This window comes from Acidobacteriota bacterium (assembly GCA_016712445.1).
Taxonomy (GTDB): Bacteria; Pseudomonadota; Alphaproteobacteria; order Caulobacterales; family Hyphomonadaceae; genus Hyphomonas.
The window spans coordinates 505,885-527,550 of sequence record JADJRB010000002.1 but is presented as its reverse complement, the minus strand read 5'-3'; the positions used below and the strand labels follow the sequence as shown (position 1 = coordinate 527,550).

Genomic DNA, 21,666 nt, shown 5'->3' with positions numbered 1-21,666 from the left:
TCAGCCGCCGCCGAAGCGCTCGGTCCATTCGGCAACAGTTGCGTCCTCGATCTTCTGGAACAGCACGTCCGGCGGCATGATCGGCGCGCCGTGCGGGATCGCATCGAGAAGCCCTGCATAGTCCTGTCCCGCCGTGCCGCCCGGCATCTTGCGGTTCGCTTCGGGAATACCGAGCGCGTCGAGGATCTTCTTCGCGGTGTCAGGGATGATCGGCTGGGCGATGATGCCGAACAGAGCCGCAAGGTTAAGGCCGGCGCGTACGCCGACCGCGGCCGCGTCCACATCCTGCTTGTACTTCACCCAGGGCTCGGCCTTGGTGAGGTATTCATTGCCGGCAGCCCAGAGCGCGCGCGTTTCCGCAGCTGCCTTGCGGAATTCCATCGCTTCATAGAATTCGACAAGGCGGGGCAGGCGCTCTGCGAGTTCCGCAGCCATCCAGGCTTCTGCTTCGCCGGGTGCGCCGGTGCCGGGCACCTTGCCGTCGAATTTCGATGCGCAATACTTGGTGATGCGGTTGACGAAATTGCCGAGCACGTTCGCCAGGTCGGAGTTGACCGCCGCCTGGAAGCCTTCCCAGGTAAACGCAGCATCAGAACCCTCCGGCGCATTGGCGATCAGATACCACCGCCAATAGTCCGCAGGCAGAAGGTCCAGCGCCTGGTCCATGAACACGCCGCGCTTGTTGCTGGTCGAGAACTTGCCTCCATACCAGGTGACCCAGTTGAACGCCTTCAGCTTGTCGACCGTTTTCCACGGCTCGCCCGAACCGAGCAGCGTGACCGGGAAGCTCACGGTGTGGAAGGCGACATTGTCCTTGCCCATGAACTGGACGTATTCGGTCTCGTCGGCGCCCTGATCACGCTTCCAAAGTTGTTCCCAGTTGCCGCCAGTTGCTTCGGCCCATTCCTGCGTCGCCGAGATATAGCCGATCGGCGCATCGAACCAGACATAGAACACCTTGTTTTCGAAGCCCGGGCGCGGTGATCCGTCAGCGGACGTTACCTTCACGCCCCAGCTGAGATCGCGCGTGATCGAACGGGCAATGAGGCCCTCATCCAGCCACTTGTTGGCGATCGACACTGCCAGCGATGGCCAGGCTTTGCCTTTCTCGTTCACCCAGGCGCGGATCGTATCCTGCATGCCGGTCTGTTTCAGATAAAGGTGGTCGGTATCACGTACTTCGATGTTTCGGCTGCCGGTCACCGCCGAGTACGGATTGATCAGGTCGACGGGATCGAGCAGGCGGCCGCAATTGTCGCACTGGTCGCCGCGCGCCTTTTCGAAGCCGCAATGTGGGCAGGTGCCTTCCACATAGCGGTCGGGCAGGAACCGGCCATCATCCACCGCATAGACTTGTCTGGACGTCTGCACTTCGATGAGGCCATTGCGCTCCAGCGCCTGCGCGAAGTGCTGGGTGAGTGCATGGTTGGCCGGACGGGATGTGCGTCCAAACCAGTCATACGACAAGGCAAAGCCTTCGCCCGCCTTGCGCTGGATCTCATATTGTTCGTCGCAGTATTGCTGCACCGACTGGCCGGCGGCCTGGGCGGCGAGCTCAGCCGGCGTGCCATGCTCGTCGGTAGCGCAGATATACGTCACCTGATGCCCCAGAAGGCGCATGACGCGGGCATACACGTCCGCCGGAAGCATCGAGCCGGCGAGGTTGCCGAGATGCTTCACCCCATTGATGTAGGGCAGGGCCGAGGTGATGAGGATGCGCCGGGTACGCGTCATGGGCAAAACTTCTTTTCCGTCAGGGCTTTTGACTGACCGCAAGCTCTCCGCCTGCAAGCCGAGGCCCTTTTAGCGTGCTGCGGGGGAAAAGAAACAGTCAGGGCTCATGGGCCATCGGGCCGGCAGGTCCGAGACCTGAAGAGCCCCGGACGGCGGGGGGGCACCGCCCGGGGCAGGAGGCGCCACACGCCCGGTGAAAGGCGCCGGCTCCTGGAAGCTTGTGAAGCGTCAGACGCCGACGGGCGACTGGACCTTGAAAGCGACGTTCACACGTCGCGCCATCGGCTTAACCATCGGCTTGGCGGCCGGAGCGGCGGCTTCCATGCGGCTGAAGTCCGCCTTGTAGGTCGAGGCGTCGATACCGTTGGCGAGAATCGCCTGCATCACGTTTTCCGCCCGCGCTTCGGACAACAGCGCGGCGTCCTCGTCGGTGGTTGCCTCTTCAGACAACACGTTCACGGAAACGCCCGTGACGACGCAGTTCTTGAGCTGTTCGCCCGCTTCCTCGACCACGGACTCTGATTGCGAGGTCAAATCCGTGTCATAGGCAGGAAAGTAGATGGCGATATTCATGTCTCGGCACGCGTCCGCGGCCGGTTCGGCAAACGCAACTGGCGCAACGAAGGCGGCCCCGGCGAGGCTGGCAGCGGCGAGTTTGCGAAAGGCGTTTTTCATGTCCGTCTCCTGAAATCGCGTAGAATGTCAGCTAAACGGATGCCCGGTGGATCGGTTCCGGTTTCGGCGATCGGGGAGAAGGCAGAATCGGCTGAATCGCCTTTGGTGACGGGGCTTTAAGCCCGCCCCCAATACGTCACTCGGCGCAAAAATACCTCCATGGGCCCGCGCGGGGCGAAATGTCGCCAGATGCCCGTGATCAGGAGTGAAAGCCCCGCAACACCTGCGGCGAGGGCGATCGCGCTTGCGGCGCCCAGCTTGCCGAAAAGATCAGCGCCGTAGTCTGCAAACAAAAGCGAGAACAATACCGACTGCAGAAGGTAGGCGGTCAGAGACGCCGAGCCCGCCAGCGCGATGAAATTGCGCACCGGTCCACCGCCGCCGCGACAGACCAGCGCGATGAGGCCCGCATACCCCATCGCCGCAAAGCCCGCGAATCCGAGAATGACGGCGCTCCCCAGTATGAAGGCGCTGTCGACCGATGACGCTGCCTGTATCAGGATTGCGGAGCCGATTCCGCTGCCCGCCAACCCGACCGGCAACAGCACTCGCCGCGAGAGGCGCCAGACAGCCGCCTCCGGCTGGTCGATCACCCCGCTCTTCACCATCGCGAGGCCAAAGCAGGAAAATCCGAATACAGACAATCCTTGCTGAGCCACGACACTCGGTACCAGCGTCGGGGCGAGGGAAAGCCGATAGAGCACCGCATCAACAAAGCTGCCGTCTGCGAAGGCGGCGATGGCCGACGCTTCCATCCGGGCGTAACCGGCCAGGTCTTCGGGGGCATATCTTTCGGCGAGCCACATCATGCCGGCCAGTCCTATCAGGAGCGCGGTATTGAGCGCGATCAGCGCTATCCCGGTCCTGACGAGCAAGCGCACAGATGCGCCGCGAAGCGCATAAAGCAGGCAGCCGAGGAGGCCATACGTGAACAGGATGTCGCCGATCCAGAAAAACACGAAATGCAGGAGTCCCAGCACCATCAGTGCAGTCATGCGGCGAAAATAGCGCGGCGCAAACCGGGCACCCGCGCGAACGGACGCCGCCATCTGATAGCCCAGACCGGCCCCGAACATCATGGAGAACAACGGATAGGACTTCATCAGGAACAGGCTGGTCATCGCGCCGTACGCGATCTTGTCGGCCGGCGTGGCGAGACCGCCGCCGTGAAACCCCGCTGTGAAGGGTTGGGCGAAGCCTACCACATTGACCACCGCTATGCCGAACAGCGCAAACGCCCTCAGCAGGTCCGGCATCACCGCGCGCGGCGGTAGCTGTGTCAGCTGCGTCATGGGGCATTCCCGATTGGCCGCTTGCCGAAAAACATGCGTGACAGGCTGCCGATTGGCAAGCGCGCGCCGAGCTGCAGCGGGGCTAGCAAGCTTGCGCCGGATGGGTGTTTCCGCTATCGGCGTGCGCGTGCCGGCATAGCTCAGCTGGTAGAGCACCTGATTTGTAATCAGGGGGTCACGGGTTCGAGTCCTGTTGCCGGCACCACGCTTTCAGGTTTCCTCAGGCGTCCCGGGTCGGATCAATGGTCGTGTCGACGGGCGGTCCCGCGTTCACCGGATAGCTGCTCACCTGCCGTTCGAGAAGGCGGTGGATTTCCGGCGGCCAGCTTCCCTTGTGAAGGGACTTGATCGCGGCGTGATTGTCATCGTCCGCATGGGTTCGCCGCTCGTTGTGGCGCACGTAGTCAGCCCAGCGCGCGAACTGGTATTGCTCGATCCAGGTCTCCAAGTCCGCAAGGTCCCTGGAAAGGCTCCACGCCTTCGCACCGTCGCGCCGGCGCACGCGCCGCCGCTCGTTCATCGCGGCGATGAAGGCCGGAATGTCGCTTTCCGAAATCCGGTAGCGGATCGCCACCCGGATCGGACCGCTTCGCGGCTCAACATCGACTTTCACGGAGGGAATCTGCCAGCGATCCAGCGGATCGAGGTTCAGGTGATCGACTTCAGGCAGCCTGAAGAAGAAGCCGATCGCAAGGCCGGCCGTCTGCACGGCCATCATGGTCAGCATCGCGTTGGAGACGCCGAAATTCTCCGACAGCACGCCGCTGGTCCAGCTACTGAGCGCCATCGCGCCGAATATCGCCATCTGGTATAGCGAGATCGCACGGCCGACGACCCAGCGCGGCGCCGACATCTGCACCACGACCGTCATCGTCGCCACACTGATCAGCCACCCGCCGCCGCAGAAGACGAGGCCCAGCAGGGTCAGCGCCAGCCATTTGCTCAGTGCGACGGTCACCGCGCCGAGGATCATCACGCTGATCGACATCCGGACCAGCAGGTCGCTCGTGAACCGTGCGCGCAGGCGGGCGCTGGACAGGGCGCCGATCACCGCGCCGGCGCCAAACGCGCCGAGTAGCAGGCCGAACGTTGCGGCGCCGCCTTGCACGAGATCGCGCGCAACAAGGGGCATCAGGGACGTCACAGAGCCGCCGCCAATTCCAAACAACGCACCCCGCAACATCGTGCGCCGGATCGGCGGCGAAAGCGCGACGTACTGGATTCCGGCCAGCATGGCGCTGCTCAGGCTCTCGCGCAGTTTCGGCTTCTCCGGTTCGGCGGGCCGCCAGCGGAACAACACCGCCATCAGCCCGAGATAGCTGATGGCGTTCAGCGTGAAGGCGGCCGCGGCGCCGAACGCGGCGACCACTGCACCCCCGACCGCCGGGCCGGCAGAGCGCGCTATATTGAAGCCCATGGAGTTCATCGCCACCGCATGCGCAATCGTGCCGCGTGGGACGATGTCGCCTACCGTCGCCTGCCAGGACGGCGCGTTCATCGCCATGCCGCAGCCGATCAGGAAGGTGAAGCTGAGCAGGAGCCAGGGCGTCAGCGAACCGGTCCAGGCGAGCACACAGAGGACCGCCGACAGCGCAAACATCGCGAACTGCGCCATGAGCATGACGCGCCGGCGAGAGTAGTTGTCGGCCGCTGCACCGGCGACCAGGGCCAGCAAGAGGATGGGCAACGTGACCGACGCTGAAACGAGTGCGATCTGCGTCTGGCTGGCGCCTAGTTGCACCATCAGCCAGGCCGCACCAACCGCCTGCATCTGGCCGCCGAACTGGGATGCGACGTTTGCCGTCCAGATCCGCCGGAACAGCGGGATCGAGAACGGGCGGGGGGCGGTCGTGGTGTCCATGCGCTCCGGCAGGTCTGTTGCCCCTTGGTGGCGCTGATCCTTGCCGAGGGCAAGGCGCCCGGGCGGAAGATACGGGAACAAGACACAAAACTGTGACGTCTCCGACACTGAACCGTTTCACAACGCCTCTAAAGCTGGAGAGGTGTTGCCGGGGGCAGGTTCGTGGGCGATCCAAAACTCATCTACTCGCTCGAGATCCGGGTGATGGACCTCGAGAAGCAGGTTGAAGCGCTGGAAAAGCAGCTTGAAACCCTGTTGTCGGGCGGGAAGGCACCCGCTGGCGCGTCCCTTGCGCCGCTGCCGCCAGTGCTGCTGAAGCGTATCGGCGAAGGCGAGAACGCCGTGCGCGCGGTTCGCCAGTTCCGCTTGATGACGCAGCGCGAGCTGGGTGAGCGCAGCGGGATTCGGGCCAATCACATCTCTGCAATCGAGCGCGGCATGTCGTTCGGCCTGAAGACCGCCAAACGCCTCGCCGAAGCGCTGGATGTGCAGGTGGACCTGCTGCTCGACCGGTCCTAGGGCGAAGGCGCCGCCGCGACCGCAGCCTTGCGCTTCGGCACAAAAACGAATTCCTCGCCGTCCCGCGCGAACCCGGCCAGCGGCAGCGCAAAGTTGAGTGTGCGCGGAATGAAGCCGTTCACGCGGGCCTCGAACTTGCCCGGCGTTCCAGGCGCCACGCGCAATTTCACGATGAAGCGCGTGCCGGCGGCGTTTTCCGATTGCAGCGGGATCAGCAACTTGCCGTCGTCGCAGGCAAGATCACCGCGCAGCTCGCTCCAGCCGGCACCGAGGATGTCGCGGTTGCGGTCCAGAACATCGCTGGTTGCCACGCCTTGTGCTTCGAGGCACTCGTTGCCCTGGAAGCGGATCTCCGACCCGTCGAGCTTCACGCGCCCGCCGGATTGCTGGATCCAGCGCGCCGCCGTTTCGAAAGCGAGCAGGTCGAGGTCGATGGCGTAGTCTTCCAGCGTGATCACCGTGCCGGATGCCACAGATACGTTGCCGGTGCCTTTTCCGGCCTTGCCGGCCCAGTCCACCGCGTAGCGCGGGGCGCCGCTGAACACGGCCGGCAGATCGAGCTTCAGGTCGACATCGCCGTATTCCGTGCCCTTGATCTTCAGGCCCTCCAGTCGCCCGCTCATGATCGAGCCCTTGGCTTCAGTCCACTCGACGCCATTGCCGGCTGCGCCCGAATATTTGAGCGCCGTCGCAATCGGCACAAAGAACACACCGACGGCGAGCACACCGATCAGCAGGACAATTCCGAGCAGGAAACGGATCATGGCAAGACCTTCCAATATCAGCGCGGCCAAGCGCCAACATGCCGAAACAAGACATCAAACGCGGGCGTGTGGTCAAATCCAAACAGCAGGACGTGGCCGGCTGCCTGTCGCTGCGGGAGGGCTTGCACACGTCGCGGCGGGCTGGGAGTTTGGGCCCGAACAGGAGGCCGCAGATGCAACAGGCAGAAGATTTCCGGCAGGAAACACGGGCGCTGCACAAGCTGGTAAGCACGCTGCCCGCCAGTGCATTCACGGAGCCCACCCAGTTCAAGGGCTGGACCGCAGTGGACGTCATCCGCCACCTGCATTTCTGGAACCGGATGGCTCACTTCCAGCTGAGTGCGCCGGACAAGCTCGTGGATCACCTGAAGACGATGCAGGCGCGCGGAATCACGATGCGTGCCTATGAAGCCGAACAGTTCGGCGACCTGTCGCCCGAACAGCTGGTGGACCAATGGGCGGCATTTGCCGAAGAGGCCGCGGACCTGTTTGCGACCGCTGACCCGAAGGCCAGGCTGAAATGGGCGGGCCCGGACATGAGCGCGCGGTCGTCGATCACGGCGCGCCTGATGGAAACCTGGGCGCACGGACAGGAGATATACGACCATGCCGGCGTGGTGCGGCGTAATGAAGACCGCATCGGCAATATCGTCACGCTCGGCGTCAACACGTTTGGCTGGACCTATGCTACGCGGCGCGAAACGCCGCCCGGACCGATGCCACATCTTGTGCTGACGGCGCCCTCGGGCGCTGTGTGGCGGCACGGCGAGGCGAGTGAGGCCGAGCGCATCGAGGGGCTGGCGGAAGAGTTCTGCCAGGTTGTTACACAAACCCGCAACGTGGCCGACACCGGGCTCGTCGTGACCGGGGCCGTGGCACAGGACTGGATGAGCAAGGCGCAGTGTTTCGCCGGCGCTCCGAATCCGCCGCCCGCGCCGGGAACACGTTATACCCGCACCGCTGCGCAGGCCTGTTCCGGCTGGACAAGCCAGCCCCGGGCGCTACGAGACACAACAGACCCCTGAACGGAGACAAGGCCATGTCCATCCTGCTGCTCGAGAAACGCGGGCCCGTTGCCCTGATGACGCTGAATCGTCCGGACATGATGAATGCGCTCGGACAGGAAGGCGATGGCCCCGCCGTCACTGCGGTTTGCGCCGAAGTGGCCGCCGATCCTTCAATTCGCTGCGCGGTGCTGACCGGCGCCGGCCGCGCGTTTTCTGCAGGCGGTGACGTGAAAGCCATGAAAGAGCGCAACGGCGCTTTCGGCGGCAGCCCGGCTGACATCCGCGAAGGGTATCGCCGCAACATCCACATGATCGTGCGGGCCCTGTATAATCTGGAAGTGCCGCTGATCTCCGCGATCAACGGACCGGCGATCGGCCTCGGCTGCGACGTGGCCTGCATGGCGGATATCCGCATTGCGGCCGACACGGCAAAGATGGGTGTCACCTTTTTGAAGCTCGGCCTCATCCCCGGCGATGGTGGCGCCTGGCTTTTGCCCCGGCTGATCGGTTCTTCGCGTGCGGCGGAACTCCTGTTCACCGGTGACGTGATCGACGCCAAGACGGCGGCAGAGTGGGGCCTCGTCAGCAAGGTCGTGCCGGCAGCCGAGCTGTTGGATACCGCCCTGGCGCTCGCAACCAAGATTGCCCAGCAGCCGCCACAGGCGCTGCGTCTCGCCAAGACGCTGATGCGCCACGGCACGAACGCGTCGTATGATACGATCATGGAAATGTCGGCGGCGGCGCAGGCCCTCATGCACGAAACCGAAGACCACGCCGAAGGCGTCAATGCGATCCTCGAGAAACGGGCGCCGGTTTTCAAAGGCAAATAAGCGTGCGCGAAAAGCCGGAGAGGGCGGGCCCTTCCGGTTTTGCTGGCGTTTCGGTCCTGCGGATGGGCTTCGGGCCCACAGGCTGAGGACTTGCGTATCGGTGGAATGGAATGTCTGGCGCCCCGTGCACTGGGAACCCGACCCATCCGCTTGCTGAGCAGGCAACTCTCGCGGAGCACCTGCTGGACCCGCCCGGGCGGTCTGGATCACCTCCTTTGAACCCGGGCTTCAGCGAGCACTCTAACCCCGCCGCAGAGCCAGCCGGAATAAAGTCACGAAAATCGCGGTGGCGCCGGGCGCTGACCGGTGGATAGGGCCGCGCTTGTGCAACCTGCTCGCGGCTTCAGGCGACGATGCCGGCCTCGAACAACGCCTTGATGTCCGCCTCGCTGCGCCCGAGCGATGCCAGCACTTCCGCCGTATGCTGGCCTGGCGTGGGAGAGGGACCTTTCGGGCCATCATCCGCGCCCGGAAAACGCACGGGCGAGGCGGGCGAGGCGTAGGTAGAGCCGTCACCCTTGGCGCTCGGTGTCTGCACGATTGCGCCCGCCGCGAAGGCTTGCGGGTCTTTCGCAACATCTGCGAGGGTCTGGACAGGTGCCCAGGCGATCGATTCCGCATCGAGGCGGGCTGCAAGGTCCGCCATGTTGTAAGCACCGAACCCGGCATCCAGGATCGACACGACTTCAGCATTGTTGGCGCGCCGGCCTTTGGCATTGTTGAAGCGAGGATCGGCGGCAAGGTCTTCGCGGCCGATCACGCGGCAGAGCGGCGCCCAGTCCGTTTCGCCCTGACGTGCGACGATACAGAACCACTTGTCGTCCTTCGTCTGGAAGAAATTGGAAATCGGCACGTTCTGCTCGCCGCGCCCCTTGGTCGAGGCAACCCGGCCGAAGAAGAGCTGGATCGCGAGATCCGAGCCCATTGTGTAGAGGCCGGTTCTGAACAGCGACGATTCCACGAGCCGGCCTTTGCCGGTCCGCCCGGCTTCGACGAGCGCCGCGCAGATGCCTGCGGCGGCGGCAATGGACGTCGTGTGGTCTCCGAACGCTGTACGCAGCGGGAAAGGTTCTCCGCCTTTCGGAATGGTCAGGCTTGCGACGCCGGTGCGGCTCCAGAAGCTTGCGATATCAAAGCCGGGCCGGTCCGCGTCTTCACCCTCAAGGCCGTAGCCAGTCAGCGAGCAGTAGACGAGCTTGGGGTTCAGCGCTTTCAGGGATTCATAGTCGAGGCCGGAGCGTGTGAGGCCGCCGGGACGCACGTTGGTGAGGAACACGTCGGCGTCCTTCACCATCTCGCGGATCAGTGCCTGGCCTTCCGGCTTTGCTGTGTTGATGACGACCGAGCGCTTGCCGCGATTGTCGAAATCGAAGACCGGGTTGTCCTGGATGTCTGTGCCGATGGTGCGGAAGAACAGCCGGATGGGATCACCGCCCGGCGGTTCGATCTTGGTCACGTCCGCGCCCCAGTCGCGCAGGATGCAGCCAGCGCCGGGCGCCGCCATGTACGTCGCGTATTCGACGACCTTGATGCCTTCGAGCATGTCTGCTTCCTCCCTGACTGTCCGCAAGGGTGTGGCCTGCGAGGGCCGCCTTGCCAAGACTTATCGCGGCGGCAGCTTCAGTCGGCTTCGGGCCGGCGGGCGGAGGTGGGCAAGGCTGCAAGCTCGCGTGCCTGGCGCACCCAGTTGTCGCGAAGGATGCGGCCTTTGAAGTGCAGCAACTTGCCGTCGACATAGTCGACTTCCTCGTCGGTCCACTCCGCCATCTGCCAGAAATAGTAGACGCCGACTTCGTGCAGCAATTCGGCCAGCATGGGGCCAACGCCAACGATCTCTTCAAGGTCGTCGCCGCGGCCGAAGGCGGCGTGGGTGAGAAGGTTCGCCTCGTCGCCCTCGCGCCGCGCGGACTGTATCGCTTCGAGGCGGCGGACCGGGCGCGGCTCTGGCGGCGGCGGGGCAGGGCGGATCGGGCGCGGTACAGGGCGGGGCTCGAACACAGGCTGCGGTGTTTCGGTGCGCACGCGCACTTCGGTCTCCGCGCGCGGCGTGTCACTGCGCGCGCGCAGCATGTGGTGAACAGCAGACAGGCCGTATTCGATCGCGGTGAGGCGATCTTCCAGCGCGCCGAGATCGAAGGTCGACTCGATCGAACGCAGGGCCAGGTCGATCCGCGTATAATCCGGCTGCGGAAGGTTCAGTACGGCGTCTTGAAGCGCGGCGAGGCGCCGGTCGAGCGATTCCATACGGCCCTGGCCGCGCAGTTCTGTGCGGATCGAAGCGAGCGAGGCATCGAGTGCGCCGAGCTGGCTGTAGACCGGCTCGAGGTCGACCGGACGGCGGGAGATCACGTCAAGATCGCTTTCAATGCCGGCGAGCGTGCCGAACAGCGAGTCCGACGTTGGCACCGCTGCCAGGCGACTTTCGAGTCCGGCAATCCGTGCGAGAATCGGATCAAGGTCCGGCTCCGGAATCTGCACGTCGCGAACCGCCGTCTCGAGTGCCGAGACACGTTGCAGAACGACCTCAAGATCAGGCTCGCGAGACTTCGTGGCGGCCGAGAGGTCGGCAATGCCTTGCTGCACTTCGAGCAGATCCAGCTGCAACGGAGACAAGTTCGGCTCGGGGATCTCGAGGTTCTCGACCGCCAGCTGGAGCGCGGCGAGGCCGCTGTGCACCGGGCCGAGATCCGTTTCCGGAAAGCGGATGTCAGCGATACGCTTTTCCAGCTGGGCCAGACGCGGCTCTATGCCGGCGTAGTGATCCGGCGCCTTCGATTCGGTGACGTGGGTGGCAAGGGCTGCGATGCGCGAATTGACGCCGTCGATGTCCGGCATGCGCAGGTTGTCGATCCGCGCAGAGACACCGCGCAAGTGCTGGTCGATGGCTTCGAGGTGCACTGTACGCATCGAGGCAAGCGCAGCCGAGATGGCGGAAACCGATTGCTCGACGCCGCCGAGGCGCGCGTGCAGTTCGACCACCTCCTTGCCGGGTGTGGAGACGGAATGCTGCAAGTCTGCAAGCTTCTGGTTGAGCGGCACGAAGTCCGGTTGGGGCGGGCGGTATACGGCGAGCGCCGACGAGACCGCGCGCTCGACATCATCGCGCGTTATGGCCTTTCCCTGTGCAAGAAACGCATCGACCTGCTTCGTCAGCTCGGAATGCGCCTCCGTGACATCCACGAACTGGCGCCGCATCCACCACCAGGCGACGGCTGCGCCCAGCAGGGCCGCGAGCACGAGCCAGAAGAACAGCTTGAAGAGGAGAAACCACATGGTCAGGCTCCGGCAGTGTAAGGTGTGAGGGCAGGGCGGCGTTTGGCGCAGATCATTCGTCGGGCCTCACGATGCGGATTTCGATGCGGCGATTGAGGGCGCGGCCTTCTTCGGTGGCGTTGTCTCCAATCGGGCGGGCAGGGCCATAGCCGGCAGCGATCAGGCGGGCCGGCGCTACGCCGCGCTGGATCAGGGCGGCCCGAACGGCTTCTGCCCGGCGCAGGCTCAGGTTCTCGTTGATTGCGGCGCTGCCTGTATTGTCCGTGTGCCCCTCAACCCGCAGCGTGCCGGGACAGTCCGCGGCGGCGCGCGCGGTCAGGTCAAGCAATGCCGCCTTGGAGCTGGCGATCGTGTCGCTGCCCGGCGCGAACTCTATACGCGACGCTTCGAGCAGGCGGGTCAGTTCCTGTTCGCAGCTCTCCACAACCTCTGTCGGCAGGATCTGGATTTCGCCAACGGACCCATATGCCAGCGGCGCTGACGCGAGCGTGCGGACCTGCTCGGCTTCGCTTTCAGGCAACTCGCAGCGAAGGTCAAAATGCAGCGCCGTAAAGCTGGCCGTGCCCGTGTCGCAGAATTTCAGGGCTTCGACGCCCCGCAGCGCAGCTTCACGAAAGCCTTCTGGCGCCGGCGTGCCCAGCGTCTCAAGATTGCTCTTCACTTCCTGGATGCGCACAGGCCGGCTGGCATTTGCAGCGGCGACGATGGCGTCCCGCGTGGCGATGTCCGGCACGCGGCCGTCGAGCGTCATCCGCGCGCCGGAGAGCCGGAACAGGAATTCGGGCTGCTGTTTATCGCCTGAAAGGGCGGGCACCGCGCTGCTCGCGAAATTCGGTCCGAAACTGGTGCCGCCGAAGTCGCCGCGCACGCGCGTCACCGGCCGGGCGAGGCCCAGCCAGGTAGGCGCGCGCGCCGTGCGGATGGCATTGATGAGGCGCTCACCGGCTTCCGGTGTCTCGGGGGTTCCGAGCACGGTGACCCATTGTCCGGAGACATGAACGCGCGCCCAGTCGGCACCTGTATCGGTGATGGCGAGCTCAGCGGTCTCGCGCACCACGCGCTCGATGCTGTGCTGCGCGAAGCTGGTCCATGCAATGAAGGTAAGCAACACGAGACCGGCCAGAGGCAGCAAGCCATACGGGATGAAGGGCAGGCCATCGCCCGTGGCGCGGCGATAACGGCGCACGCGCTGCGTGACCGTTCGCGTGGCCGTGCCGGGGTCGAGGCTCATGCGACTAATCCTTCGGGGCGATGGCGCGCCGCCGCGCAAAGCGACCCCATCCCCCGTGAAGTAAAGCCATAATAGAACAGGCTCAGCAATACTTCGCGGACCGCCAACACCCGAACATGCGAGATTGCCCGCCTGTGTGGCCTTTGGGCTCGGGCAAAGCTCTCCCCAAGCGCGAATCCGGGCGATTTCTGCGTCGAATCGCGGGTTGCGACCAGACCGTCGCGTGACCTCCAGATCGCGAGAGCAGCGCAGAACAAATGATCCCTCGGAAGGTTGATCGCGTGTAATGCCAAGCAATACTCTCCCGTGAGGCGAGTATTGATGAGCGGGGTGATGTGCAAGCATTTGATGCCGAACCAGCACTTGCAGCGATGGCACGGAACAGACCACACTGAATCGGTGCAAGCTTCCTCGATTGACCCCTTCGCCTCCGCAGGCTGGACCGGCTATCCGGCTTGCAGACTTGCGTGCTGGGCAGGCGGGGATGCGGCGGAGCTGACCGCCGCCGAGTCGCAAAGGGTCGAGCGGCTGAAATCCGACGTGCGGCGCGAGAACTTGCGAGGTTCGTTGACCGTACGGCGCCAGCTTGTGGGCGAAATGACCGGCAGGCCGCGCGAGGAAATCAGGTTCTCGGCACTTGAAGATGGAGCGCCGGTTCTCGATGCGCCCGCAGGCTGGTGCGTATCGCTCTCGAACAAGGATTCCATCACGGTGGTGGCACTGGAACCGGCGCCTGCAGCCATCGGCGTCGATATCGAGCGAGTGCGGAAGCTGGACTGGCGGGCAATGCTGTCCATGACCTGCGCCGACGCTGAGCGGGAACAAATTGAAGCGGCGCTTTCGGCGCTCGGCGATCCGCTGCCGGCATTCTTCCGGATGTGGACGCTGAAGGAAGCTGCCTTGAAATCCACGCAGCAAGGCTTTGCGGCGGATGCCCACCGGGTCCTGACGCCGGCCGAGATACTGTTCGCACCGGGGACAGGTACCATGCGGGCGTTTGACCGGACGTATTCTTACTGGACGGCGAACCACGCCGACTTCGTCGTCAGCCTCGTGCGGCGCTGCGACTAGGACGGTTTGCCGAAGGCGATCGACAAGGGGTTCGCTTCGTAGATGCGCAGGCCATCGCACCAGAGCGAGCCGCGCGCGGTCGCCAGCACGCGGTCGGCACCGACTTCGAGACTGAGCAGTTCGATGACGGTCGTCACTTCGCGCTTTTCCGGCATGACCTGACCCCGGTACGACCACTTCACGCGTTCACCAATGGCCGGCGTCTCAGCCACCAATCCTGCCAGCCGGGCGGCGGGCACTTTCAGCATCACCGCGCGCATCAGCAATTGTTCGAGCGCATCCAGACCGAGCGAGCCCGGTTGTACGGGATCGTTGAAGAAGTGCGCCTTGAAGTACCAGGCATGGGGATCGACGGCCTGCCGTCCACGGATCAAGCCAAGCCCGGCGCTACCGCCTGCCGGATCGAAATAGTCCGCCCGGTCGAGCATGCGCATCTGCCCGGCGGCGAGGCGCGTGTCGTCCGGCGAGATGTCTGCAGCCGAACCGGGCAGGGCGAGATAGGCGCGGTCTTTCTCCAGCGCCGGCAGGCCGGCCTGGCGCACGAGCGCGGCGGCGGGGAAGAAGCCGAACTTCGTTTCGAGGTCCATGACCGGCTCGCCCGTCTTCAGGCGGGCTGAAACGTTGAAGGCCACCAAGGTCATCGGGCCGACCTTCGAGAAGCTGGTCAGGGTCGTCCGGACACAGATCGTACCATCCTCCGGCCCGATCATGCGATGGATCTTGCCGTCGCCTTCAAGGTTGCGGAAGCGGTCGCCGCCTTCCAGCGCGAAGCCGCAATGACTGGCAAGCCATCCGCACGGCTGGAGAATGATTTCATTGAGCACCGCAAACGGCATGTAGCCGGACCGGTTGTCAGCAAAATACCAGGCATCGGGCGGTACGTCATACTCCGCTGCGATCCCGGCGCCAGCCTGCTGGATGCCGGGGCGCGTCGACACTTCAGTCACACGCGACATGACATGGTAGGGCGGCTGCGGCAGGCGGGGCACACGCCCGCCCGTATCGAACCGGTCATACATCTCGCCGAAAGCCGCAGATGGCGGGCCATTGGCGCAATCGAGCAGGGCTTCCTGATCGCCGCGGCTTTCGCCCAGGGGGCCGACGCGGAGAGGTGCCGAAGCGATGCGCGGCGCGGGCCAGTTGCGTCGCAACTGAATGCCGAACCTAGGACAATAAAACACCTTTCGGCCATCCGAGCGCGCCAGCAATGCGGCAAAGATTTGCGGAGTTTCACCCCGGATCACTTCGTCAATGAAAACCTCGTAAGTGACGTCATGGTCCGTGTCCGGAATGACCTGGCCACGGCAGACAAACTTCGCGGTTTCGCCCGGCACCGGTTCGAACACGTAGCCGTCACGCTCCTGGGTCAGGCCAAGGGCGGCGGCGTAGAATTCAAGCGCCTGCACGGCGGCTTCCGCCATCAGCGTGCCGGGCATGCAAGGGTCGTTATGGAAGTGGCCCTGATAGAACCAGGCGTCCTTCGGCACGTGTGCCTCGGCGCGCAGGTAGCCGCGCTGCCAGGGGCCGCCCTGAGGTTCGAAGGCCGAAATGGAGTCGAAGAATTCAAGCTTGCCAGCCGGCAGGTGCGGCGGGAAGGAGTGCGCGGCGCAGAGTTCGAAGCCCGGTCCGAAGCAAGCGAAAGCGTCGCCGCGGCGAAATGCGGCGACCTCGGCTGCGCTGAAGGCACGCCGGGCGCTCGCGCGGCCGGTGTCGACCGGGGCCGCATCCTTCGTCGGGGGCGGGGAGGTTGCCGCGTCCCAGGCGACGCCCTTGCCGGACGCCAGTTCGCCGTCTGTGAAGAAGCCGGCCTGGCCCTGCCTCACCGAAAAGGCGGGCCGACCGTTCGCCGTGCAGTCATATTGGAAGAAGAACATCCGTGTCCCGGCAAACGTCGCATGCTGGGTAATCTCGATCTGGAATTGCAGCGTCTCGCCGGTTCGGGGCAGGCCGCCAGCATGGAAAGTGATCTCGCAACCTAGGAGGCGGTAAACGCGGTCACTCTGGTTCTTGAAATCGGCGCCCATCCAGCCGATCAGCGTCAGGTCGGCTTGACCGCACTCGATCAGCGGACCGGGCCGGACGCGGCTTTCGTGGGCGTACCAGCCGTCTGCGGCGATGTCTGTTTCGGTCCAGATGACACCGGCGCCTTCGACACCTGCGGGCGCTTCGATGCCCGTGATCCGGTCGACCAGCAACAGGGGCGGGGCGGGTAGCCGGACCTGCCGCTCATAGCCGTCCTGTTTCACAAAAAGCTCGCCGAAGAACGCCGACATCTTGCCCCGAGCGGAGGCTTCGACCTGCGGTCGCGACCAGGACTTGCCTGTCGGGCGCCGCGGAAGCAGCGGCGTCAGGCCGGACAATACGGCGGACGGTGGAGGAAGTTTTTCGTCCGCCGCGCCGGGCGGGGGTGGGAAGGGCTGGTGGGGTTCTGGCGGGTCGCATTTCGCGACCGGCGGATAGACCGCAGGCGGCAAGCGCGGGGCAGGGGGCAAGCCGCCCGCTTCGACCGCTTTGCGGGGCAACACCGGCGCCGGTGGATGCGCGGGGCGGGACACCTTGTGCGGGGGCGCATTCTGCCAGGGATTGGCGCGCGCTTGGTCAAGCCTGTTTGCGATGCGCTCGATGCGCACGGGGTAGCCGAGGGCGTAAAGCGTGGCTGCCAGCTCGGCGACCTGCGCCAGCTCGGAAGCTTCGACCCGGTCGGTCGCGACAGCGAGATGCGGCTTTCCGGCCAGCACTTGCCGAATGCTTTGCGTGAGCGTGTCGCGGGGGCCGAGCTCCACGAACGTTCGTACGCCGTCTTCCCACGCTTGCCGGATGGTCGCGGGGAAATCCACCGTTGCGACGGCCTGCCGCGTCAGCATTTCGGCGACCCTTGCCTTCGTCGGCACGTAGGATGCGTTGATGGCATTGGCATAGAGGCGCACACCGGTGACGCGGGACACGGGCCGGGTGTGCAGCGCTCGCCACTTGTCTTCGAACGGCTTCATGGCGTTGGCGTGGACAACCAAATGCTGGTGCATCAGCGTGCCGGCGCCGGCGCCGAGCCGCTGGCAAAGCGCGCGGCAGGCGTCGGCGGGGCCGCCGATCATCAGGTCGTCGTCGGTGTAGATGATCGTGATTTCGACATTCGGAGTGCTGGCGAGCGCGGCGCGCACCTTGTCGACCGGCGCGCGGACACGCCAGTTAGTCCAATCCGACGGCACGTTCGGGCCCCAGGCCTCGCCGGCCGTCTCGAAAGCGCCGCCGAGGTGGCGCTCATACATCGCGGCTGCCTCGATCTCGTCGAGCAAGCCGCCCATGTCTTTCCAGAAGCCGAACGCAAAGAGGGCATTGCTTTCGCCCAGCGAGAGGCCGATTGCGGCTTCTGGCTGAAGCTCCAGCACATCGCGGAGCAGGATCGCGTGCGCCTGGGTTACAAGCGATACCGCGCAGAGTTGTTCGTACTCGGACAACGACGCCTTGGCGAGCAAAGGGGTCATGGCGCTCGCTTTTGGCAATTTGCCCAGCGCACTTGCGACCTCCGGGAACGCCATCAGGAGCCCACGCCCCATGCGGGGATAGGACGCTGCAGATCCGGTGAAAGCAAACGCCAGTTCGCCCTCCGGAGCGCCACTGCCAAAGTGAATGCCTTCGCCGCTGAGGCCGCCCGCTTCGGCGGCGTCGGCTGCCATTGAAAGTTTCAGGGCGAGATCAGCCTCATCCCGCGCGATCAGGGCCACGCGGAACTTTCCCGTTCCGCCCAGTTTTCCCGACCTCAACTTGCGGGCAAGCGCGGCGCGCGAAGCGGCTGACGCATACCAGAGATGCGGCGGCGGGCGGAGCATGTCTGGCGACACGGGAGAAGGATAGGGGTGGGCCGTCACGGAAACGGCCTGCGCGGTCTCGGTGCCGCCCGACGCGACGGTGACGGACGACGTAGTATCGCCCAGCGAAACGGCAGCGCCTTCCGCCGTGAGTTTGTGTCCGCGCGCTGCGAGCGAGACGGCAGCGCCCAGTTCGAACAGGGCAGACGCCGGTTTGGACCGGCCGTACACAGAGTGTATGAACGATGGCGTGCGTTCGCCGTTGGACCTGCGCCAGTCCGGCCGATCCAGAACGGCGAGTATACGGTCGCCGGCCGCTTCGGCGTCCGATTTACGCTTCAGCGTCAGCGCGGCGGCCTGGTCAGACGCTGTGGTGGCCGTCAATGCGCCGCCTGCAAAGCCGGCGGCGGCAACGATTGCGAGATCGAGTGTGTTGTCGGACAACGCCGCGAAGGCAACGTCCAGCGCCGCCAGACCAGAGCTCTCTTCGCCCGCGATAGCGAAACCCTGGGCGCGAAAATCTTCGCTCGATGTGACGCGGTTGGCGGCCATGTTGGCCATTGCGCCGAGCACATCGGCTGCCACGAGCGGCAGTGCAACCGCGTCCAGAGCGGCATCCAGATCATTGTGGCCTTCGGCGGCCATTTGAGCACGAAGACGCTCACGGATAGGCCAGCGAGCAGACTGGTCAGTGCACCGTATGCCGGCAAATATACCGCAGCGCTCTGCCGGTGCGCGGGAAACGCCATCCAGCGCGAGTTGGGCAACATCGAGGATCGCGAGGTGCTCTGCTTCAGCGCGCAGCAGGTCCGATGGCGGAATGCGGGCCCTGACCGGATCAGCCCCGACTGTTGAGGCAAGCAGCGACGGTGTTGCCGGCGCATTGATCAGACGGCGGACAACACTGCGCTCGCCCCGGTCCGGTCCAGCCATAAGGCCCACGCCGACGATGGCGATCGGGTCCGGCGTCTGCGCTGGGAGCGCGGAATACCCGTTGACGTAGCCACCAACGGCTTCGTGCGCCTCAAGGATGAGGTGGGAATTGTTGCCGCCAAAACCGAAATTGCTGATCGCAGCACGTCGCGGCGCATCGCCGGCGCGCTTCCATTCGCGCGCCGCGGAAAGCGGTTCGAAGCCCGTGTCCGAGACCGGCTTGATCAAGGCGCCATCCAGCGGCATCGGGGGCAGGGTCTGGTGCTCAAGCGCAGCGGTCAGCTTCAGGAGGCTGGCGAGGCCTGCGACGGTGATCAGGTGCCCGGTGTTGGCTTTCAGCGAGCCGATGGGGAGTTGGCGCGGCGCGCCGAACACTGACGAGGCCGACTGGATTTCGACACTGTCGCCCACAGGCGTGCCGGTTGCGTGGCATTCGAGGAAGCCAATGGTGGCGGGATCGAGTTGTGCCATCGCATAGGCGCGGCGCATTGCTTCGGCCTGTCCTTCGGCGTCCGGGGCGAGGAAGCCCTTGCGGCGCCCATCGTTCGACAGGCCGATGCCTCGAATGACGCCGCGCACGGTATAGGAGTGCGAGACGTCGCGCAGGCGCTTCAGGACCACGGCTGCAGCGCCTTCCGAAGGCACAAGTCCATCCGCACCCTGAATGAAAGGCCTCGAGCGGCCGGTAGGGCTGAGCGCCTTCAGTGCGTCGAAACCGATGTGGAGGATGAGATTGTCGGCCGCGTTGACTGCGCCGACCAGGGCGACGTCAATCTGGCCAGCGGCCAGTTTTCGGCAGGCAATTTCCAGGGCGTAAAGCGAAGAGGCGCAGGCAGCGTCCAGCGCCAAGGCGGGCCCTTCTGCGCCAACCATACGCGCGATCAGGCGCGCTGGCAGGCCGGAATTCAACGTGTCGCTGATCGGGCGCTGGGTTGCGCCGTTGCGCCAGACATCTTCCGCATAGTCGACCTTGGCGCGGCTCGGATAGCAGAGGTTGGCAAGGAAGACGCCGCGCTTCTCCGCGGATATTTCATCGGCGCCCGGCGCATTGCGCCAGGCCTCCCATGCCACCTGCAAGGTCCAGCGGTGGACCGGATCCAGCGAGGCCGCATTTATGCCGCCCAGCTGCTCCAGACCGGCGTGCTGCATCGCGGGTGCGTCGACCCGTCCGGAAGCGAACCGGGACGGCGCATCGCCCAAGTCGAGTTCCGCTGAGGTCACCTTTCGGGTGACGACCTTGCGCGCTGCAACGATGTCCCAGAGCTGCGCCGGACTCGTTGCGCCAGGCAGGAGGCACGCTTCTGATACGATGGCGATGGGTTCGAACCGGCTCATGCGGTGGCCCACGCTTCGCCGACGATAAGCTCGACCTGGTCGCGGTCGCCGCCGAGCAGTTCTGTCGCGAAGATGCGCGCACCTTCATCGACCGGGATGAGCGGGATGCCCTGCGCTTCGAAGTGGCTGGCGAGCGTGTCGTCGACCATGCCGCCCGCCCAGGGGCCCCAGTGGAACACTTTCACCTGCGCGCCGGGAGTCGCGCGGGCAAGGTTCCGGCCAGCGCTGGCGAGGAGGGCATTTGCCATGGCGTAGTCCGACTGGCCCCGGTTGCCGAAAAAGGCGGCGGCGGACGAGAACAGGCCGACATGCGAGAGCTGTACCGGATCCAGCGCGCCAAGGATGTTTTCAAGGCCGCCCACTTTCGGGGCGAAGACGCGGCGAAGCTCCGCTTCAGTCTTGTCCATCGCCAGCTTGTCGGCCAGCACACCCGCGCCGTGTACCCAGCCACCAATGCGGCCATGACGTGCCTGCACATCAGAAATCGTGTGCGCAACGGCCACGGCATCACCGGCATCCAGCGGCACATATTCAGCGATAGCGCCCGCCTCCCTGATCGCCGCGAGCGTCGCGCGGATCTCGGCGCCTGCGAGAAGGTTGCGTGCGGTCCGGTCAATCTCTGCCGGGGTGACGCGCTCCCCGGTCATGCGGCTGCGGGCGACCAGCAGTCCGCGAAGCGACTTGAGGTCGTTTGCTTCGGGCAATCCGGCGGGCCACGGCGTTTCGGCCGAACGGCCTGCGAGCAGGATTGTGCCACCTGCTTGCCGGGCGAGCTCGATGGCGCAGGACGCGGTCACGCCGCGCGCGCCGCCGGTCACGAGCCAGACGGACGGATGATGAGCCTGCAGTGCAGGCGCCGGGAAAACGGGAGCGCCGGGTTCGGCGTGTTGCAGGGATTGGTGCTCCGTCAGGAGTCCATCACCATAGCCGCTGGCGAGCGCGTGAACGATCGCCGCCGGTTCTGTGCCCGACAGGGTCCAGGCGACACACGTGGATTCCGGCCATTCCTTGCGCAGCGTGCGGCTCAGGCCCTCAAGGCCTGAAGGCGGCGACGCAGCTTGCAGCAACACCGTCACCCCGCCGTCGCGCCGGGCGGCCTTGGCACCTTGCAGCGCTGCCCAGTGACGGGCCGCCGCCTCTCCTGCCGTGAGTCCTTCCGTGATGATTACCGCGTCCGCTTTGCCACAGGGGACAGCAGCGACCGAGGCGTTGTAACCGTGGCTTCGCAAGGCGGCCGCAAGCGGCTCGGCGAGCGATGCGGCGGCGGTTACCTCGATCCTCGCGCCAGCGACCAGCGTGAAGGCGCGCCTTGCGTTGCTCACCCACATGACCGGA

General features: G+C 65.1%; 14 protein-coding genes and 1 tRNA gene. 5 read left to right on the top strand and 10 right to left on the bottom strand.

Translation table 11 applies throughout. The features are described from left to right. The 3 genes from IPK75_15450 to IPK75_15440 all read right to left on the bottom strand — a co-directional run bounded on the left by IPK75_15450 (position 1) and on the right by IPK75_15440 (position 3,701). The gene (locus IPK75_15450; GenBank protein MBK8199744.1) at positions 1-1,734 is read right to left on the bottom strand and encodes a methionine--tRNA ligase; all 1,734 of its coding nucleotides are present in this window, start codon (positions 1,732-1,734) and stop codon (positions 1-3) included. Between the two features lie 228 nt (positions 1,735-1,962). Then, a complete protein-coding gene (locus IPK75_15445; GenBank protein ID MBK8199743.1) occupies positions 1,963-2,409 on the bottom strand; it encodes a hypothetical protein in 447 nt (148 codons plus the stop codon). Positions 2,410-2,525: 116 nt separating this feature from the next. Beyond that, positions 2,526-3,701 (bottom strand): DUF418 domain-containing protein, encoded by a 1,176-nt coding sequence (locus IPK75_15440; protein ID MBK8199742.1) that lies wholly within the window; start codon positions 3,699-3,701, stop codon positions 2,526-2,528. Positions 3,702-3,830: 129 nt separating this feature from the next. Between IPK75_15440 and IPK75_15435 the strand changes: the two genes are divergently transcribed. Beyond that, a tRNA-Thr gene (locus tag IPK75_15435) sits at positions 3,831-3,906 on the top strand. A gap of 15 nt (positions 3,907-3,921) precedes the next feature. On the opposite strand, the gene IPK75_15430 is transcribed toward IPK75_15435, so the two are convergent. Beyond that, positions 3,922-5,562: an MFS transporter gene (locus IPK75_15430; protein ID MBK8199741.1), complete on the bottom strand. Its 1,641-nt coding sequence runs from the start codon at positions 5,560-5,562 to the stop codon at positions 3,922-3,924. Between the two features lie 162 nt (positions 5,563-5,724). Here IPK75_15430 and IPK75_15425 point away from each other — a divergent pair, with 162 nt between their 5' ends. After that, a complete protein-coding gene (locus IPK75_15425) occupies positions 5,725-6,081 on the top strand; it encodes a helix-turn-helix transcriptional regulator (protein MBK8199740.1) in 357 nt (118 codons plus the stop codon). On the opposite strand, the gene gspN is transcribed toward IPK75_15425, so the two are convergent. After that, entirely contained in the window at positions 6,078-6,845 is a 768-nt protein-coding gene (gene gspN, locus IPK75_15420) for a type II secretion system protein N (protein ID MBK8199739.1), read from the bottom strand. The two genes, IPK75_15425 and gspN, sit on opposite strands and share 4 nt — an antisense overlap. Before the next feature lie 173 nt (positions 6,846-7,018). On the opposite strand from gspN, the gene IPK75_15415 reads away from it, so the two are divergent. Further along, complete coding sequence (locus IPK75_15415; GenBank protein ID MBK8199738.1) at positions 7,019-7,870, top strand: TIGR03084 family protein; 852 nt, start codon at positions 7,019-7,021, stop codon at positions 7,868-7,870. Between the two features lie 14 nt (positions 7,871-7,884). Further along, a complete protein-coding gene (locus IPK75_15410) occupies positions 7,885-8,682 on the top strand; it encodes a crotonase/enoyl-CoA hydratase family protein (protein MBK8199737.1) in 798 nt (265 codons plus the stop codon). A gap of 343 nt (positions 8,683-9,025) precedes the next feature. Here IPK75_15410 and IPK75_15405 read toward each other — a convergent pair whose 3' ends face one another. The 3 genes from IPK75_15405 to IPK75_15395 all read right to left on the bottom strand — a co-directional run bounded on the left by IPK75_15405 (position 9,026) and on the right by IPK75_15395 (position 13,186). After that, a complete protein-coding gene (locus tag IPK75_15405) occupies positions 9,026-10,225 on the bottom strand; it encodes a CoA transferase (GenBank protein ID MBK8199736.1) in 1,200 nt (399 codons plus the stop codon). A 77-nt stretch (positions 10,226-10,302) separates the two neighbouring features. Continuing rightward, the gene (locus tag IPK75_15400) at positions 10,303-11,955 is read right to left on the bottom strand and encodes a hypothetical protein (protein MBK8199735.1); all 1,653 of its coding nucleotides are present in this window, start codon (positions 11,953-11,955) and stop codon (positions 10,303-10,305) included. A 52-nt stretch (positions 11,956-12,007) separates the two neighbouring features. After that, positions 12,008-13,186 (bottom strand): OmpA family protein, encoded by a 1,179-nt coding sequence (locus tag IPK75_15395; GenBank protein MBK8199734.1) that lies wholly within the window; start codon positions 13,184-13,186, stop codon positions 12,008-12,010. A 321-nt stretch (positions 13,187-13,507) separates the two neighbouring features. Here IPK75_15395 and IPK75_15390 point away from each other — a divergent pair, with 321 nt between their 5' ends. After that, positions 13,508-14,257, top strand: a complete 750-nt coding sequence (locus tag IPK75_15390; protein ID MBK8199733.1) for a 4'-phosphopantetheinyl transferase superfamily protein — start codon at positions 13,508-13,510, stop codon at positions 14,255-14,257. On the opposite strand, the gene IPK75_15385 is transcribed toward IPK75_15390, so the two are convergent. Continuing rightward, positions 14,254-20,331 (bottom strand): beta-ketoacyl synthase, encoded by a 6,078-nt coding sequence (locus tag IPK75_15385; protein ID MBK8199732.1) that lies wholly within the window; start codon positions 20,329-20,331, stop codon positions 14,254-14,256. The genes IPK75_15390 and IPK75_15385 overlap by 4 nt on opposite strands. After that, positions 20,328-21,653 (bottom strand): SDR family oxidoreductase, encoded by a 1,326-nt coding sequence (locus tag IPK75_15380; protein MBK8199731.1) that lies wholly within the window; start codon positions 21,651-21,653, stop codon positions 20,328-20,330. Before IPK75_15380 ends, IPK75_15385 begins: the two co-directional genes overlap by 4 nt. Positions 21,654-21,666 lie beyond the last annotated feature (13 nt).

Bases quoted from the DNA above. Each gene is read 5' to 3' on its own strand.
- IPK75_15450 (MBK8199744.1), bottom strand. From the start codon at position 1,734: ATGACGCGTACCCGGCGCATCCTCATCACCTCGGCCCTGCCCTACATC.
- IPK75_15400 (MBK8199735.1), bottom strand. From the start codon at position 11,955: ATGTGGTTTCTCCTCTTCAAGCTGTTCTTCTGGCTCGTGCTCGCGGCC.
- gspN (MBK8199739.1), bottom strand. From the start codon at position 6,845: ATGATCCGTTTCCTGCTCGGAATTGTCCTGCTGATCGGTGTGCTCGCC.
- IPK75_15440 (MBK8199742.1), bottom strand. From the start codon at position 3,701: ATGACGCAGCTGACACAGCTACCGCCGCGCGCGGTGATGCCGGACCTG.
- IPK75_15405 (MBK8199736.1), bottom strand. From the start codon at position 10,225: ATGCTCGAAGGCATCAAGGTCGTCGAATACGCGACGTACATGGCGGCG.
- IPK75_15385 (MBK8199732.1), bottom strand. From the start codon at position 20,331: ATGAGCCGGTTCGAACCCATCGCCATCGTATCAGAAGCGTGCCTCCTG.
- IPK75_15430 (MBK8199741.1), bottom strand. From the start codon at position 5,562: ATGGACACCACGACCGCCCCCCGCCCGTTCTCGATCCCGCTGTTCCGG.
- IPK75_15410 (MBK8199737.1), top strand. From the start codon at position 7,885: ATGTCCATCCTGCTGCTCGAGAAACGCGGGCCCGTTGCCCTGATGACG.
- IPK75_15395 (MBK8199734.1), bottom strand. From the start codon at position 13,186: ATGAGCCTCGACCCCGGCACGGCCACGCGAACGGTCACGCAGCGCGTG.
- IPK75_15415 (MBK8199738.1), top strand. From the start codon at position 7,019: ATGCAACAGGCAGAAGATTTCCGGCAGGAAACACGGGCGCTGCACAAG.
- IPK75_15445 (MBK8199743.1), bottom strand. From the start codon at position 2,409: ATGAAAAACGCCTTTCGCAAACTCGCCGCTGCCAGCCTCGCCGGGGCC.
- IPK75_15390 (MBK8199733.1), top strand. From the start codon at position 13,508: ATGAGCGGGGTGATGTGCAAGCATTTGATGCCGAACCAGCACTTGCAG.